At 50.6% G+C, this 17,086-nt stretch carries 13 protein-coding genes; 7 read left to right on the top strand and 6 right to left on the bottom strand.

Features of this window, described 5'->3' with window-relative positions; all coding sequences use genetic code 11:
- Nucleotide 1: 1 nt before the first annotated feature.
- Nucleotides 2-1,297, bottom strand: coding sequence for an HlyD family efflux transporter periplasmic adaptor subunit (locus H6F51_06740; protein MBD1822191.1), 1,296 nt, complete (start codon nucleotides 1,295-1,297; stop codon nucleotides 2-4).
- A 102-nt stretch (nucleotides 1,298-1,399) separates the two neighbouring features.
- Here H6F51_06740 and H6F51_06735 point away from each other — a divergent pair, with 102 nt between their 5' ends.
- The gene (locus tag H6F51_06735) at nucleotides 1,400-2,005 is read left to right on the top strand and encodes a TetR/AcrR family transcriptional regulator (protein ID MBD1822190.1); all 606 of its coding nucleotides are present in this window, start codon (nucleotides 1,400-1,402) and stop codon (nucleotides 2,003-2,005) included.
- Between the two features lie 52 nt (nucleotides 2,006-2,057).
- Here H6F51_06735 and H6F51_06730 read toward each other — a convergent pair whose 3' ends face one another.
- Complete coding sequence (locus H6F51_06730) at nucleotides 2,058-2,957, bottom strand: class II fructose-bisphosphate aldolase (GenBank protein ID MBD1822189.1); 900 nt, start codon at nucleotides 2,955-2,957, stop codon at nucleotides 2,058-2,060.
- 76 nt (nucleotides 2,958-3,033) lie between these two features.
- Between H6F51_06730 and H6F51_06725 the strand changes: the two genes are divergently transcribed.
- Together H6F51_06725 and H6F51_06720 are read left to right on the top strand one after the other, a co-directional pair.
- The gene (locus H6F51_06725; protein ID MBD1822188.1) at nucleotides 3,034-3,756 is read left to right on the top strand and encodes a DUF1995 family protein; all 723 of its coding nucleotides are present in this window, start codon (nucleotides 3,034-3,036) and stop codon (nucleotides 3,754-3,756) included.
- 256 nt (nucleotides 3,757-4,012) lie between these two features.
- A complete protein-coding gene (locus H6F51_06720; protein MBD1822187.1) occupies nucleotides 4,013-4,768 on the top strand; it encodes a serine/threonine protein phosphatase in 756 nt (251 codons plus the stop codon).
- Between the two features lie 51 nt (nucleotides 4,769-4,819).
- Here H6F51_06720 and H6F51_06715 read toward each other — a convergent pair whose 3' ends face one another.
- Nucleotides 4,820-5,650 (bottom strand): M48 family metalloprotease, encoded by an 831-nt coding sequence (locus tag H6F51_06715; GenBank protein MBD1822186.1) that lies wholly within the window; start codon nucleotides 5,648-5,650, stop codon nucleotides 4,820-4,822.
- 191 nt (nucleotides 5,651-5,841) lie between these two features.
- On the opposite strand from H6F51_06715, the gene H6F51_06710 reads away from it, so the two are divergent.
- Nucleotides 5,842-6,363: a DUF4330 domain-containing protein gene (locus tag H6F51_06710; GenBank protein ID MBD1822185.1), complete on the top strand. Its 522-nt coding sequence runs from the start codon at nucleotides 5,842-5,844 to the stop codon at nucleotides 6,361-6,363.
- Nucleotides 6,364-6,384: 21 nt separating this feature from the next.
- Here H6F51_06710 and H6F51_06705 read toward each other — a convergent pair whose 3' ends face one another.
- Nucleotides 6,385-7,302, bottom strand: coding sequence for a folate-binding protein YgfZ (locus tag H6F51_06705; protein ID MBD1822184.1), 918 nt, complete (start codon nucleotides 7,300-7,302; stop codon nucleotides 6,385-6,387).
- Nucleotides 7,295-8,143, bottom strand: coding sequence for a DUF21 domain-containing protein (locus tag H6F51_06700; protein ID MBD1822183.1), 849 nt, complete (start codon nucleotides 8,141-8,143; stop codon nucleotides 7,295-7,297). The genes H6F51_06705 and H6F51_06700 overlap by 8 nt, the downstream gene beginning before the upstream one ends.
- Before the next feature lie 174 nt (nucleotides 8,144-8,317).
- Between H6F51_06700 and H6F51_06695 the strand changes: the two genes are divergently transcribed.
- A complete protein-coding gene (locus H6F51_06695; GenBank protein MBD1822182.1) occupies nucleotides 8,318-10,084 on the top strand; it encodes a DUF3352 domain-containing protein in 1,767 nt (588 codons plus the stop codon).
- A gap of 26 nt (nucleotides 10,085-10,110) precedes the next feature.
- Here H6F51_06695 and H6F51_06690 read toward each other — a convergent pair whose 3' ends face one another.
- Nucleotides 10,111-13,155, bottom strand: coding sequence for a DUF1574 domain-containing protein (locus H6F51_06690; GenBank protein MBD1822181.1), 3,045 nt, complete (start codon nucleotides 13,153-13,155; stop codon nucleotides 10,111-10,113).
- Nucleotides 13,156-13,522: 367 nt separating this feature from the next.
- Between H6F51_06690 and H6F51_06685 the strand changes: the two genes are divergently transcribed.
- A complete protein-coding gene (locus tag H6F51_06685; protein MBD1822180.1) occupies nucleotides 13,523-13,729 on the top strand; it encodes a hypothetical protein in 207 nt (68 codons plus the stop codon).
- A 62-nt stretch (nucleotides 13,730-13,791) separates the two neighbouring features.
- Nucleotides 13,792-16,839 carry a phosphoenolpyruvate carboxylase gene (ppc, locus tag H6F51_06680; GenBank protein ID MBD1822179.1) on the top strand — a complete coding sequence of 1,016 codons (3,048 nt, stop codon included), beginning with the start codon at nucleotides 13,792-13,794 and terminating at the stop codon, nucleotides 16,837-16,839.
- Nucleotides 16,840-17,086: the final 247 nt, after the last annotated feature.

Raw genomic sequence — 17,086 nt, 5'->3', positions numbered from 1 at the left:
TCTACTCCTTAAGCATAATTTCCCCATCCGCAGGCATTCCGGGCTTGGCATATCCCCTCGGATCATCGATCGTAATCTTCACCCCAAATACTTGTTTGACCCGATCGTCGCGGAAATAAATGTTCTCTGGTGTGAAAGAAGCTTTTGGATCGATCGCCGCAACTCTCGCGCTCAATGGCTGCTTCGGGTTCGAGTCAAGAAACACCTGAGCGCGTTGACCCACCCGCACTTTACCGATGTCACCTTGCGGAATGTAGCCGCGCAGATAAACCGTATTCAAGTCAATTACGGTCAACAATGTTTTTCCGGTAGCCACAACAGCCCCAGGTTCAATAGGTCGAGCGGTCACAACGCCATGAATCGGACTTCTCACGACAAACGAATCTAATCGTCTTTGAATTTGCTGCTGATTGGCTAACGCATTTCTCACTTTCGCTTGGGCTGCGATTAATCGCGATCGCGATTGATCGCGTTGTTGTTCGAGTCCAGCTAGCTGAGCGCTACGAATGTCGGGATTTAATCCGGTGCTTTGGGTTTGAGTAAATCCACCTTGAGCCGCGCTCAATTGTTCGCTTGCAGCCGTCACTGCTTCTTGACGCGCTTGTAGGGTTGCCAGTGCCGTATCTACCGCAGCCTGAGCTGTTTCAACATTCGTTTGGGCTTGGTCAAACTGTTGTTTGTTGATCGCTCCTTGCGTGACTAACTGAGCAAAACGATCGCGATCTTTAACGGCAAGACTCGCTCTCGATCGGGCTTCTTTCAACTGGGCTTGTGCCTGTTTGACATTGGCGTTTGCTTGCGCTAACTGCGCTCGCGCTGCTGCTACAGTCGAAGATGCCTGATTAATTCGTCCCCGCGCATCGCCTTGGGACTGTTGCAGATTTAATTGCGCTTCTTGAATCTTGCTTTCTGCCACAGCAATGTCTAATCGAGCTTGTTGCTCTTCCTGCCGCGCTGCTGCCACTTGCGCGGCAGCGGCGCTTAATTGCTCATTCACTTCCTCATCGGTGAGCTGTGCCACCACCTGATTTTTCTGCACTTCATCGCCTTCGCGGAACTTCACCGCCGTCACGCGCCCCGCCGTTTTCGCCCCAATCTCAGTTTCGTCTGCCTCAATCCGTCCACTCAGCGGCAAAGTCGTCGCTTCAGGTTGCGGCATCAATCGCCAGGTTGCAAAGCCAATCCCTGCGATCGCAATCAACCCCGGAAGGATCAGCATTTTCTTCGATCGTCGAGAGGGCTTTGTCGTCGGCGCACTCGGAGCTTGATTCGCTGGCTGGGGAAGTATCTGAGTCATAAGACAAGGCAAGATTCTGAGTGCAAAGTTCTATTTGCAGAATACACATCATACTAGACGGTCTAGTATGATTAAACGATTATCCGTTGAAAAAGTTAACCAATGCCAGTGACGAGTGAACGCCAATCTGCAAAACGGAATCAGATTCTCAAAGGTGCAATGGCTGTGTTTTTGCGATCGGGCTATGCAGGAACCAGTATGGATCGCATTGCTGCTGAAGCAGGTGTTTCCAAACAAACAATTTATAGCCACTTCCAGGACAAGGAAGGTTTGTTCCGGTCATTAATTGAAGGCGAAACGCTCACCCGATTCGAGGTGGTATTTCAACTTGATCCGCACCAGATTGACCCTGAAACGCTGCTGCGGAAATTAGCAGAAATCTACTTTACGCAAGTGGTGGATAACAGTCAGTATGTCTCGCTCCTGCGGATTGTCATTGGTGAATCAGAGCGATTTCCAGAGCTAGCAACGCTATTTGTTGAAACGGTGGCACAACGCGGTAAGAAACTACTTTGTGAATACTTCCGGCATCATCCAGAATTAAAGATTGACGACCCGGAAGCGATCGCCCAAATCTTCTTTGGCTCGCTGGTATCTTGGGTAATTTTGCAAAAAATGCTGCATGGTGAAACTTGGATTGATTTGTCCCGCGATCGCATCGTTGATCAGTTAATTGCGCTGATTGTCAGTCATTCAAGAAGCGATTAGATCCAATAGATCCAAAAAGCGGTTAGATCGCCTCTGCTCATTTTGCTACAGGCTAGTTTCGGTGTGCAGCAGCGGCTAAAACGGTAGCGTAAGGCGTTTCATGCAAGTGAGCTTTGCCAACAGAGCCGAAAAGCTCTAATTTATCAATGATCACCTCTTGCATTGCCGCGATCGCTTCTCTAGTCACCTCTAATAAATCCTTGTCGCCCTGACCGCAAATTTCATCTTTTAATGCCTGCATATAAGCTTGTCTCACTTCGGTATTGACATTGAACTTACAGACACCGAGTTGAAGCGATTGGGCAATCATTTCCGCAGGTAAGCCCGATGCGCCATGCAGAACCAGCGGGATGTCTAATAAATTGCGAATGCGCTCCAACCGGGGAAAATCTAGACGAGGGGGGCTTTTATACTCGCCGTGAACATTGCCGATCGTCACCGCCAGCGCGTCAACGTTTGTCGCTTGTACAAACTCAACCGCTTGCTGTGGGTCGGTCATTTTCGCTTCTTTTTCGGCGATCGTTAATCCATCTTCGGTGCCACTGATTCGTCCGATTTCGGCTTCGACGATCGCGCTGTAGGAGTGCGCCAATCGGGTCATGTCGCGGGTGAATTCCAGATTTTTCTCATACGGCATTGGGGAACCATCCGCCATAATCGACCGCACACCTTCTTGTAAAACGAGATCGATATCTTTAACCGAAGTGCTGTGATCAAGATGAACAGAAATCGGAACCGTCGCCGCCACTGCTGCTTCCAGGCACATCGCCACCAGCGGAGAATTGCCGTATTTCAGCGCGCTGGGATGCAGTTGTAGCATTGCGGGGCTGCGGCTCACTTCGGCAGCGCTGATCACTGCCTTGACTCCTTCGAGGTTGTAGACGTTGAACGCGCCGATCGCGTAAATATTCCGTCGCGCTGTTTCCAGCAATTCCCGTGTCGAAGTCAGCATGAGCCGTCGTTCCTCTAGAATAAAGGCATTGTACGATAAGCCTTGCTGGAATACTGCTGTTTTAAGACAACCTGATATGACTGGACTGCCAGATACCTTAGATGACGCGATCGCTCAAGCCCAAAGCGCGACACAAGCTGCACTTGCAGCAGGATACACCCGCTTACAAGTTGAGCTTGTGTTTCCAGAACTAAAAGCGATGCCGATCGCAGAGAAATTTATTTCAATTTTTCGCGATCGAGGTGAAGGATTAAAGCTATTTTTCACGGATGCTGGATTTGCAGCGCTGGCAAAGCGAGATTGGCAAGACGTTCCGTTTAAAATTCGTAGCTTAGATGTGGCAGGTTCGCGTCAAACTACTCCAGTTGAGGAACAAGTCGAGCCTGAAGACGAACTCTATGTTTTCGTTGCGCCGAGTTCGGTAGAAGTGAATCCCGTCGAGCAGATTTGTAATGCTGCAGGCGAACGTCCGGTGATCTTGCTCAATCCCAGACTCGAAGATGTGGCAATGATCGGGATTGGATATGCGGGACGACAATTGAGACTGCGATTTTTAGATACGATCGAGCCTTGCTATTATTTGCGCCCGCTCGATGATCAATCGGCAATTTTGCGCTGTTACCCATCTCCTTGGCAAGTCTGGTATGCTCCCGACGGCGAGTATCAACTGATTGCTGAAGAGCAAGAGCGGCCAGACTCCGAAAGACTGGACGAAATCTTTGCAGGAGTCTTGGGACAAGCCACAAAGCCTGGACTATTTGCCGGCTTTCAGCAATTTCTCAAAGCGCTGGGGAGATAAAAAGGCTAGGACGTTCCTTCCCAATATTGCCGTGCTTTCTCATCCGCTTGGGCACCGACTTTACGATCAACAAATTTCTGATGCAACTCTGATGCAACATAGAGGCAAGAGGATAGCATCCTAGAAAACATGAGGATTTTATGAGTATCGTTCATCTCTGGGGTGGACGGCTCATAATTGTGGCATATACTCAAGCCACTGTTCTCGTATTTCAGTGTCTAATTTCTAGTCTTAAGTGTTTCCGAAGGACGATCGCATGAGTCAGCAACCCACCCGTCGAATTGTGATTGGAGATGTGCATGGTCACTACGAAGGGATGATGAACTTGCTCGACGCGATCGCGCCTGGATCGCAAGATCAGGTCTATTTTCTCGGAGATTTAATCGATCGCGGCCCCCAAAGCTGCGAGGTGATTGAATTTGTCAAAAATAGCTCCTATCAATCGCTGCTCGGCAATCACGAGCATCTGCTGCTCGAAGCGTTTCCGAATGAACAAGTTTATCCGCCTGCACTTCAAGCATGGTTACAAAGTGGGGGACGAGCGACGGTTTCGAGCTATAACGCAATGGATCTGCTCGCTGAACACGTTAAGTGGATTCGCACCTTGCCAACCTATTTAGACTTAGGAGATGTTTGGTTGGTTCATGCGGGCGTTAATCCTGATCTCCCGATCGAGCAGCAAGGGCATTCAGAGTTTTGCTGGATTCGGGATGAGTTCCATAGTTCGAGACAGCCCTATTTTCCCGATAAAACAATTATTACTGGGCACACGATCACGTTTACGTTTCAGGGAGTTGTACCGGGCGCAGTTGCCTGTGGACAAGGTTGGATCGACATCGACACCGGCGCATACCATCCAAAAAGCGGGTGGCTGACCGCGTTAGAGATTGATGCTCAGCGAGTGTATCAGGTCAACGTCTACACGAATCAGGTGCGGACTTTAATGTTGGATGAAATTGTGATGCCTGTTGAACCTCGAAAACGCGGGCGACAACAGGCATTAAGGCTATAAGTTTAGATTCAATGAAACTCGAAGCGTTCTATCGCTCCGAGTTCTTTGGTTTTAGCGGAGGCGCGATCGATAGCTGGCAGCATCCGTTCCCGCACGTCCGGGACTGGGGCTAGCACTAATCAGTTGTTGCAGACGGGTAATGCGATCGGAAGTCGCAGGGTGATTGGCAAGAAAGGTGGGAGGCGAAGCTGATCTAAGCAGTTTTCGCATAAAGGCGACCATTTCGGATTGAGCATATCCCGCACGGCTAAAGGTGCGTAATCCGCGTGCATCCGCATCGTACTCATCGCGGCGGTTATTGGGTAAGCGTAGAGCAAGCTGAACACCGAGATTCACGGCTGTGCTGCGATCGAGTCCCCCGGCTGCGAGTAATCCCTGTTGAACAGCCGCCTGACGCATTTGGTTTAGAGCGTGTTTTCCGGTAATATGCCCAATTTCATGACTGATGACGCTGGCGAGTTGAGCTTCATTGTCTGCCGCGTTTAATAGCCCTCGGTGCACGTAGACATAACCGCCCATGGTGGCAAACGCATTAATGCTGTTTTGATCGACGACTTGGAACGTATAGCGAATATTGGGTCGATCGCTACTGGCTGCGAGCCGTTGACCGATCTCATTGACATAAGCAGTTAAGGCGCGATCGCTCACAATTCTGACTTGAGAGCGGGTAAGTTCGTCGTTAATTTGGCGACCGAGTTCGGCTTCTTGGTTATCGCTGAGGCGGGAAAGCTGGACGCCTTGAAAAATCTGGACTCCCCCCCGGAGCAAATCTCCCCAGGAGATAGCTTGAGCAATCAGCGGCTGACCGAAGAAAATTCCGGTAGCCATGGCGATCGATAAGACTGGATACAGCCAACGGCGACGCAAAGTTTTTGTAATCATAGAGCGGTAGAAAAAATGCGTGAGGCGCTTTGGTCAACATTTTGGTCAAGACGCAATTCGATCAAATTTAGTTGCGGGAGAACTAGAATTTTGCTCGATCGCTTCACGGAGTCGTGCTAATCTTGACTGGCGTTGATTGTGTTTGATTTTAAGCAGGGGCAACGCAGACGACATCTAGACTAAGCATTATTATGGCTATTGTGGATTCCCAAGGTCGGCTCTTTGGTAAAGTCAGCATCCTAGATGTGGGTGCGGCGATCGTTCTGCTGCTGGTGGTGTTCGGAATCTTTATTTTTCCAGGGGCATCGGGGTCAGTGGCGCAAGGGGCACGTCAGCCTGTCGAGGTGGATGTAATGGTGCGCGGATTAGGTGCCAGTGATCCGAAGAGTTTTGTCAAGCCTGGCGAGACGACGAATATTCTGGTGCGAAAGCAGCCTTCAGGAACGGCAACCTTGAAGCAGATTCGGTTTTTACCGCGTACCGTTGCCACTCCACAGCCTGACGGTACGCTGAAGGTATTCCCTGATCCTCGTCCGGAGCTGGCGTTGACGACCGATATGCTGCTGACGCTGACAAATGAAGTTCCAGTGGTAGATGGAACGCCTGTGCTGGGTGGCGAAAAAGTCAAAGTGGGAACGCTAATCGAGCTTGATGGGCCGACTTACAACTTCGCAAGTAGCGTTGTGGCAATTCGGGTGAATAAGAAAGCGTGATCTCGACTGAGTGAGGAGCAGTTAAGCCTGCTTCTCACGAGTCAAATAGGGAAGGTCAATAATTTCACCTAAATCGACGTTTAAGCCTGCACCGCCTGCTTTTGTGCGGATGTACGCAAGCCCGATCGACCCTGTAACGCTTGTAACGATGCCCACTTTTTCATCCTCAATCCTGACGGGGGTTCCCGGTTCTACCGGTTGATTGAGCTTCACTCCCCAAAGCTGTTGTTTCACGCCGTTGTAAGTGTCAAGACGGGCGATCGTTTCTTGTCCGATATAACAGCCTTTGTTAAAAGAAATCGTGTGCCAGAGTCCCGCTTCAAGCGGATTGTAATCCTCGGTGAGTTCAGTTCCAGGCAGCGGGCGACCTTGTTCGATCCGGAGCGTGTTCCAGGCAGAATCATCGATTTCGGTTACGCCAAGGTCAATTAGTTTTTGCTTCAGGTTGAGACTACGATCGCAGATTAAGGTATAGCCCTCGGTTGCCAAACCACTACCGACGGCAATCCGAATCTGATCAACGAGGCAATGCGTTCCATAAGGCTGATTGATTAAATCCTCTGCGCCCAGTGCTTTTACGATGTCATGACTTTTTGCACCCAGCAGGCTAAACGCTGCGGTTTGTTCAGTCACATCGGTGAGCTTCACCTTGTCTGCGAAGAAGATATAGCGATCGAGGAACGCCATAATTTTCTCGCTCATTCCCGGTGAAACCAGCAGTAAAACGGAATCTTCGAGAATGTAAGCGGTTACGAGATCGATCGTTCTTGCCGTCGAGGTGAGAAAAACCGTATCACAGCCTTCACCCGGCTTTCTGAGTTTGAAAGTATTAGTGCTTTGATTGTGGAGAAAATTGAGACGATCGGTATCTGACACCGTGATGCGTCCCCAGGGGGTGCGATCGTAAAACACGACACCAGAATTGATTGTTTCACTCATAAGAACTAGCGGCTAGGGTTTTTTCGGGTGTACCTTCTAGGGGGCGGGTCACCTGACGCAATAAAAGCGTTTCTATTTGATTTTCTACCACGCGGGTGGCTTCAAACTCCAATTCACCCCACTGGAGTCGATCTCCCGTTGCCGGAACTCGATTTAAGTGATGAATCATAAACCCTGCCACCGTTCGATAGGCATCACTCGCAGGCAAGCTGAGATGCAATTGTTGATTGACGATTGTGAGATCAGCCGTTCCAGCTAACAGCACAGAATACTCATCTTTACGAATAAATTCATCTTCGGTAATGCGATCGCGATTGGTAATCCGTCCAGTTAACAATCGTACCGTTGCATTGAGAATGACCAAAGCTGGAAAAAATAAATAAGAGCAAATCTGAAGCGGACGAATTAGCAACAGCGCAGTTTTTTCTGGAGCATGAGCCGCCAATACTTTTGGTACCAGTTCACCTAATACGATTTCAACATAAGTCACAATCAGAAACGCGATCGTGGTTGCGATCGTATGCGTTGTAATCATCACAGAAAGATGTCCGATCGGCAGCAGACTGATCCAGGGTTCAATCCAATGAACGGTTGCGCCTTCTCCTAACCATCCAAGTAAGAGGCTTCCAGCCGTCGTTCCAGTTTGCGTTACAGAGAGATACTGTCCGAGATTGTTTTGCGCCTTCTGAACCAGTTGAGCGGCTTTTTGAGTTCCAGGGCGATCGCTTTGACGGGCGAGCGAGTCGATTTCGCCTTTTGAGGCAGACACGATCGCCAGTTCTGCTGCCACAAAGAACGCAACAGCGACCACAAAAATTAGCAAGACTGCTAATCTGACCAGCGTTTCTGCGGTTTCAATTTCAAATGTCTCAAGAGTCGTCAAAATGGTTTCTCCCAGTGTTCGCAGCAGGATGAGGTCGGGTGTTTGGGAACCCTAATGTAAAGATTACTCAACGATCTTAGTGATCCTAGCCTCTCAGGCAGGATTTTAATTATTACGTTAATCCCACCGATTATGTTGCTAAAACGTTCTTTGTTTACGATGCTTGCTGCTCTCAATCTGGTTGCTGCGCCGGAGCTACCGATCGCGCCATCGAAAGTGTTTGCTCAACCTGCGCCGGTTGCTGCGCCGCTCACACAATCGACCTCGATTGCTGGGATTCTACCAGTAGAAACATTGGGCGTTGTGATGATCAATACCCAAGACGATCGCTGGCAACAATTGAGCCAGTTCAATCTATTTCCAACTGATCTAGCGTTTCCGGGAGGAATCTTTTATCCGGCTGAAGCAGGAATGAGTTTTGCTAAGGATGTCCAGCCGTGGTTGGGGGATCAGTTTGGCGTGGCGTTACTGTCAGCAAAGAGCGTTTTGATGGTTTCGTCAGTTAAAGATCAGGCGGCATTAAATCAGTATGTCGATCGCATCAAGGCTTCTCGCACCAAAGCACCGAAAGAAATTCAGTACAAAGGTGCAACCATTCTAGAGTTTGAACCGGAAAAGCCGATTTACTTTACCCCTTCTAAACCTAACCAGGATCTCAAACTTGCTCCACCTGATGCGTTTGAAGTTCCCAAGGTGGCGATCGCGGTTCTCCCCGGTTATTTCGTCAGTTCGGATTCTGCCGCAGCCATTCAAGAGATGCTCGATGCTCAGAGCAAATTGGTAGATCATCCCAAGTTTCAGCGCATTGCCAACAATCCGAAATCGAGTCGGGCGATCGCGACCCTATATGGCAAGTACACCGAAGCCATCAAAGCGATCACTCAAATCAGTCAAGCCCAACTCGAAGAGCTTCGCAAAATCAATCCAAATAGCCCCGTACCGCCAGCGTTCGATCCCAATCAGATTGATCCGCTCTCGCAGTTTTACGACACTGCTGAGGGGTATGTCTGGGCAGAACCGACTGGAATGCGCCTGCAACTTGCCGTCAACCTTAAACAAGCTGTTCCAGAAGACTTGCGATCCTCGCTCATCACGCGCAATCAGATTCTAGAGCGACTGCCCGAAGTCAATTACATGATGTCAAACAGTCAAAATCTAGCCGTTTACTGGCGTGTTCTGACAACCGCGCTAGAAACTCAACCCACTTGGAAAAAAAGCCTAGACCAAGTGCGACAAACGCTGCAAAGTTTTATTGGGGTGGACGATCGTGATGTTCTCCCCTGGATGAACGGTGAATATGTTCTATTTGCTTACCCGACGAGCAAAGGCTTCATTCCAGCGATGTCTCCCAACTTGGATATTGCGATGGGAATGATGATGCAAACGAGCGATCGTCCGGCGGCTGAAGCAGCCCTGAAAAAATTCAATACATTTATCACACCCCGACTCGGCAAGCCCTTGGTACAGCAAGGCGAGATTGCTGGACAGCCCTTCGCTAACTATGGAGCCGTTGCTAACGGTCGATCATTGAACTTATTTAGTCACGGTTGGACAGATGACAACACGCTAATCATGCTGTTCGGGGGCGGTTCTATGAGTGAATTTAACCCGAAGCCACAACGGAATCTCACCCAAAGCGCGAATTTCCAGGCTGCGATCGCGCCCTTTCCCAATGCGAATTTGGGCTATTTCTATGTGAATCAAGGCGCATTCATGGCGTTTGTGAACAATGGAGTGTTACCCGCGTTCATGGGTCGATCGATGGCGGGAAATCCATTTTTAACGCAAGTGCAAGATACATTAGCCAGCATTCGCAGCATTAGCGGTGCGAGTACGATTACTGGCGATCAAGTTCAGTTCGACGGCTTTTTAGCGCTTGCCTCACGCCAGAAGCGCTAAACAAAGTCAGAACTTTCCGCTCATGCCTAGCGTTTCCTCCAGGGAATGAGCGGATCTTTCGCAAGATGCGTCGAAACAGCATGAGCACCGTAACGATTGAGGTGGCTTGGATCAGAGAAGAAGTCAGGTGTATTCTTCCAATTCTCAAGCAGATCGCGATACGTAAAGCCAAGTTCCCCAGACATTCGCATCAGATATTGCTGAAACTGCTGTTCTCGCTCACGTCGATAGGAATCGAGATAGTTCTCAGTCAGCGGCAAATTAATCACAACCAAAGGAATGTCCTGTGACTTGGTGTACTGCGCTAGCGATCGCAATGCCTGAGTTTGTGCGCCGTCTAAGTTGAAATTGGCGTAGTCCGCATCGCTTTCTCCCGGAACTCTGGCGTATTTTTGATAGTACGTGACTGGATTAAAGCGCAAAGAAATCGGCAAAAAGCCATTGATATCGATCAAGCCTTGTCCATCTTGAACGATCGTCGATTCTGGATCAGCTTCTGAAGTCGCGATCGGGCTAAAACTAAACGATAAACTGCGCTTAATCAGGGTTTGCAGCTTATCGCGTTGACTCCAAATCGTCGAAAGCTGACCCGTTTGCTGTAAAAGTTGGTCATTAAAAGATTGATAGCGATCGGCAACCGTGGTAGGAGTGCGAACGATCGTCTCTAGAGGTTTTGTGAAGGCTTGCGTGGGACTGGGAGCCGCATCGCTTGCAACTTCGGGCAGCTTGCGATAGCCCGGAGAGGACACGATCGCGTTATACGTCGCATCGGGTCGCCCCTCGTTAAATGCCCGCAGCCCATCGGCAAACAAAATCAGTTTCGGCTGTTTTTCCGATGCCAACAATCGCCGTACAACTAGATCTACAACCTGAATCGTTGCGCCATTGATGCCAAAGTTAAACACTCGCATTCCAGAATAGCCCTGAGTTGCAAGAGCCTGTTCTAGTGCAACTGGATCAACCCCGCGCATTGCTCTTGAACTTCCAACAATCAGCACGTCAGGCGCACCATACTGCGCGACGTACTGCCGATACAACACGAACTTTTCATCGATTTGCGGAGCATTGAACGTAGGATACGGCGATCGCGAGGTATCGATCGCAGCTTTCGGCTTCAACGGCGAGGCTAAAAGCGCTGTTGAGCCTGATCCGGGTGTCAGTAACGTCTGGGTCGATTGCGTAAAGCCGGAACCAAGGGTATCAAATCCTGCGGATTTTTGCAGAGACAATTGCGGTAACGTCAGTTGCTCTGGTGGCAAAGGAGCAGGCGAAGCGCTCGGAGTCGGTTTCGCGGCAATCAGCGGTTTGACCCATTGCCCCAGCAGCCAATCCGCTTGAACTGTCAGCAAAATCCCTAAGACTGCCCAGACGATCGCCACTCTTGCGTCATTCGGAGCAGACGTATGGGCAGCGCGAGCGGTATTTGGTGCGGTTTCGGATTCGATCGTAAACAGTCGAGTCCGCGCCATTCCCCCCTGAATTGCCTCAGCCACTTGCTCCCAGAGCGTTGGCTCGACATCTTCATACTCTGGAACCGTGAGCGCTCCGGGTTCTCTAGTTAGCAGGTCGCCCACATACGCATCCGAAGTCGCAAATTCTGGAGTCGCTTCGGGGGTCGATCGTGTCCGACGGGTGCTATTGAGATCGCGAGAGGCAAAATCAGCGCCGTAGCTCCACAGGGGGCGCTTTTGTCCCGATCGTCGCCCATAAACTCGCACGCCTTGCACATCCGGCAGCTTTAATGCCCGAATAAATTTCACGACTTTTGCGCCCACTTGACTCTGCGACGGGCAAATGGGTGCATCGGTCATAATGTGCAGCAAATCTTCTTTCTGTCGGATTTGCAGCCGAATTCCGCCTGTGGCTAACTGCGTATCGAGATGCGGATTGAGCAAGCGAGTCAGCAAAAACGCGATCGCGCTCAAGTCGCCCTCTTGGGCAAGGAGGCGCGTCGATTCAGACAAAGCGGGATGCTCTGCGGCGGGTAAATCCATCCACTGCACCCAAACCGGCGCATCGGGAATCGACAAGTGCGGCATCGGATTGGGCGTGCCGCTCAGTCCGTAAACTGCCATCGCTCGAATGCCTTGCGGCGCGATCGTGTCGATCAGCGGTGCGATCGCGGCGAAAATTCGCTCTTTTTCGGGGGCATTCAGACGTTGAGCCGTCACGTGCAGCGTCTTGTCCATCAAGGTGGCAGATAGGTCTACCCCTTGATCCCGCACGGCACTATTCATCAAGCGCGTCAGCGCTTCGACATCGCCCCAACGTGCCCAGTCCTGCAGCATTTCCTGGGGTGGAGTCAGATCGACCCGCAGCACCCATTCTGGCTCCGCTTCTCCCCGAACGCGGCTAAAGACGATCGCATCGCGAAATCCATCCAGTTCTAAGTCCCGCAGCTTTTGGGCGATTGTTTCACTCAGCAGCGATGTGTCGGGACTGTAGACCGATTCGCAGACGACCCACAGACGATTCAGCAGCGCTTGCGGTGTCAGTGAAGCCGTACTGCTCAAGACCGAGGCTAGATTTGCCATTTGAGGCAGTTCGGGTTCTTCGGGCAGCGCTGCCGATTTGACGCTGGCACGCACCGCAACGCCTAACGCAGCTAATGCTTCGCTCAAATAACGCGCGATCGCATCCGGTCTGCCGCGCTTTGCCAGGCCCAAATTGGCAAGCTCGATTGCGACCGTCGTTTCACTCTCGGTTTTCGCGCCTTGTAGATCCTCTAAATAGCGATCGATCTGGGCAACGTGGATCACCTCTGCCCACTCTGGGCGCGGTTCTCCAGCGCGACGACCGTAAAGAATCACCTGATAAACTTTCGGCTGCGAAGGCGGTAGAAGCGTTTCGATCTCGGTTTTTGCCAGTGCCCGAACCAGGTGTTCAAACATCAGTGATCGATCCGGACAGTTGCGCCCTTCCGCTAGGATATAGAGATTATTTCCGCGGAGCCGCACTTGTAGCTGAATCTTAGGAATGCCGATCACACGGTAGAGCCACGGCAGCAACGGCAACCGTGATCCAACGGCTCTGGGTGACGAAGAGACTGTATACGGCGATCGATTCCCCATCCGAATTCTGCTTCCCTGTATGATGTTCAACACTCAGCGGCACACCACGAATCAAAGCTCGCTTGATTCATGGTCTAAGTTTTTTGCCCTCGATCCGACCTTGCAGCATTTAAGCTTAACTTTTGATTTTGATACACTTTTTTTAGCTATGGTAAGCACAAACTGTTCGATCGACGCATTTTTTTCAGACTCTACTCGATAACTCTAAAGTGCTGCGGCTCCGTCCGCGCGTTGCTGGCTAGCTTTTCAGATCCAAGATCCGGCTGAATTCGAGACTTTATCGCTTTAGAAACACCTGGAGAAATGATGCACCGTTTAGACTGTTACTCTAGACACTGGTTTACTTCGCGTTGGAATCTACAATCTAATGAACTCTGACTTCGATCACATTTTCGGCTTTATTGATTCTTTTGTTGATCCTGATGTCGCCTTAAGTGTTGCGACGATTCCCGTTTTGGTCGCTTTGATTGGAGGACACGCGATCGCGCAAACCCTTCAAGAACTCGGCACGATGAGCGAAGAACTATTTCGGGGCGATCGACTTCCCCATTTGGATTTCCCGCCAAATTCGTGAGCGATCGTCTCCCCAAGCTTACCCTTCTCTCCTAAAATTGTTGAACCCCTCTGGAATACTGTATGAGTTCGACCCGACCCTCTTCTGACGAATTTTCAGCCAGCATCACCACAGCGACCTCTGAAGATGTCACCACGCTGATGTCTGATTTATTTCTGCGTCATCGACTCAAGATTGTTGAAGACCTTTGGGAAGCGGTGTTGCGCCAAGAGTGCGGGCAAGAACTGGTCGATCTGTTGAATCAACTGCGGCAGATGTGTTCTCCAGAGGGACAAGCGACGACCTTTACCGGGTCTGAAGTGCTGCAGGTCGTGGAAAAGCTCGATCTAAATGAGGCGATTCGGGCGGCGCGCGCTTTCGCGCTCTACTTTCAGTTGATCAATATCGTTGAGCAACACTACGAACAGCGCGATCAGCAGTTGCAATATCGCATGGCGCGTGAGGGACATGCTCAGCCCGATCCGAAACATGAACGGCAGGCGTATGCCACCGAGGAAGATGCCGGACGACCCGAAGCCGACTTTTTAGAAAGAAGTCTGCACGAATCGGCTTCTCGGCGTGAAATTGGCACGTTTCACTGGTTGTTTCCGCGCTTAAAGCAGTTAAATGTCCCACCGCAGCAGATTCAGCGTTTGATTAATCAGCTCGATGTGTGGCTGGTCTTTACCGCGCACCCGACTGAGATTGTGCGCCACACGATTCGCGATAAACAGCGCCGCATCGCCAAGATCCTGCGCCAACTCGATAGCGTCGAAGACAGCTTGAAAGCGGTCGGTCTTTCTTCGTCTTGGGAAGCCGATGCCCTGCGCGATCAGCTCACCGAAGAAATCCGCCTGTGGTGGCGCACCGATGAACTGCATCAGTTTAAGCCCACGGTTTTAGATGAAGTGGATCACGCGCTGCATTACTTCCGAGAAGTGATTTTCGACGCGATTCCGCATCTGTATCAGCGATTAGAAGAGGCGGTTCACGGCTCGTTCCCCAAAATGCAGATGCCGCGCCGCAATTTCTGTCAGTTTGGCTCTTGGGTGGGAGCCGATCGCGATGGCAATCCCTCGGTTACACCGCAAGTCACTTGGCAAACTGCCTGTTATCAAAGACGTATGGTGCTGGAGCGCTATGTTCAATCAATTCAGTCGCTGAGTGACTTGCTGAGTCTGTCGCTGCATTGGAGCGATGTGCTACCGGATTTGCTCGAATCATTAGAACAGGATCAACAGCGAATGCCGGATGTGTACGATCGTTTATCCATCCGCTTTCGCCAAGAACCATATCGCCTCAAGCTTGCTTATATTTGCAAGCGACTTGAAAATACGCTCGATCGCAATCATATCCTTTCAAACGGCGACGGACTTCAGCAGGAAATTCCCGAATATGATGAAGCCACATTTTATCGATCGGGCGACGATTTCCTGGCTGAACTGCGCCTGATTCAAGGCAATTTGTCTGCAACTGGATTAAGCTGTCGCGATCTCGATCATTTGATCTGTCAAGTCGAAATCTTCGGGTTTAATTTGGCGCATCTGGACATTCGGCAGGAAAGTCCGCGTCATTCCGAAACGATGAATGAAATTGTGGAGTACCTGCAAGTTCTGCCGAAAGCCTACAACGACATGACCGAAGCGGAACGCTGCCAATGGCTGGTCACCGAGCTCCAGACGCGCAGACCGTTAATTCCAACCGAGATGCCTTTTTCCGATCGCACTCGCGAAACGATCGAAACCTTCCGCATGGTTCGCAAACTCCAACAGGAATTTGGTATCGACATTTGCCACACCTACATCATCAGCATGAGTCACGATGTCAGCGACTTGCTGGAAGTGCTGCTGTTTGCCAAAGAAGCGGGACTCTACGATCCTGTGACCGGAGTTGGAGCGATTCAAGTTGTGCCCCTGTTTGAAACGGTTGAGGATTTGCAAAAAGCACCCAGTGTAATGCGCGGCGTGTTTGACTTACCGTTCTATAAGGCATTGTTAGCGGGTGGATTCGAGTCGATCGGAGTTAAAACCGCACTGCAAGAAGTGATGCTGGGCTATTCTGACAGCAACAAAGACTCCGGATTCCTCAGCAGCAATTGGGAGATTCACAAAGCGCAGCAAGCGCTACAAAGTATTGCAGATGAGCATGGTGTCGTGCTGCGGATCTTCCACGGTCGGGGGGGTTCCGTGGGACGTGGAGGCGGCCCCGCTTACGAAGCAATTTTGGCGCAGCCCGGACATAGTGTGAATGGTCGGATCAAAATCACCGAACAAGGTGAAGTGCTGGCATCAAAGTATTCGCTGCCTGAACTCGCGATTTACAACTTGGAAACGGTAACGACCGCCGTAATTCAGGGCAGTCTGTTACACAATAAGTTTGATGAGATTGCGCCGTGGCAGCAGGTGATGGAAGAGTTAGCGGCACGATCGCGCGCTCACTACCGCGCGCTCATCTACGAACAACCGGACTTTATTGATTTCTTCCATCAAGTCACGCCGATCGAGGAAATTAGTCAGCTTCAAATTAGCTCTCGTCCAGCGCGTCGGGGTGGAAAGAAAGATCTCGCTAGTCTGCGGGCGATTCCTTGGGTGTTTAGCTGGACGCAAAGCCGGTTTTTGCTGCCCTCCTGGTACGGTGTGGGTACAGCGCTGCAAGGCTTTCTTGATGAAGCTCCAGAAAAACATATGCAGCTTCTACGGCACTTCTACTACAAATGGCCCTTTTTCAAGATGGCGATTTCCAGAGTAGAAATGACGCTTTCTAAAGTCGATCTGCAAATTGCGGGTCACTATGTTGATGAACTGACGCAGCCTGAAGATCGAGAGCGCTTTGCTCCCGTGTTCGAGCAGATTCGCAACGAGTATCTGCTCACGCGTGAGCTAGTGCTGACGATCACCGGACACAATCGCTTATTAGACGGCGATCCAGAGCTTCAGCGATCGGTGCAGTTACGCAATGGCACGATCGTTCCTCTGGGCTTTTTGCAAGTGTCTCTGTTGAAGCGCCTGCGGCAGCATAAAACGCTGGCAGCTTCAGGGGTGGTGCGATCGCGCTACAGCAAAGGTGAACTCCTACGCGGCGCGTTGTTAACCATCAACGGAATTGCGGCAGGAATGAGAAATACGGGCTGATGGGGAGCTAATTTTCTCGTTGGTATTGTGCTTCTATATCCAGCGACGCGATGAATTGCGTCGCTACGATCGCGACTGCAACGAATCGGTGATCGGCCACATTTGTTGTTTGAATGGGTATCACATTGCTTTAAAGTTCTCCCTTAACGATTCCTCTACTTAGGCAATCTATCCTGAGCGACTAGAAATCATCCGCAAGACTAAGTATCGTAAGCCCTAGCTTTTTTGATTTTGCAGTCTTTAATAA

It is taken from the genome of Cyanobacteria bacterium FACHB-DQ100, assembly GCA_014695195.1.
In the GTDB taxonomy this organism is placed as follows: domain Bacteria; phylum Cyanobacteriota; class Cyanobacteriia; order Leptolyngbyales; family Leptolyngbyaceae; genus Leptolyngbya.
Note: the sequence above shows the minus strand (reverse complement) of the source record. Positions and strands in the feature narration are given on the sequence as shown.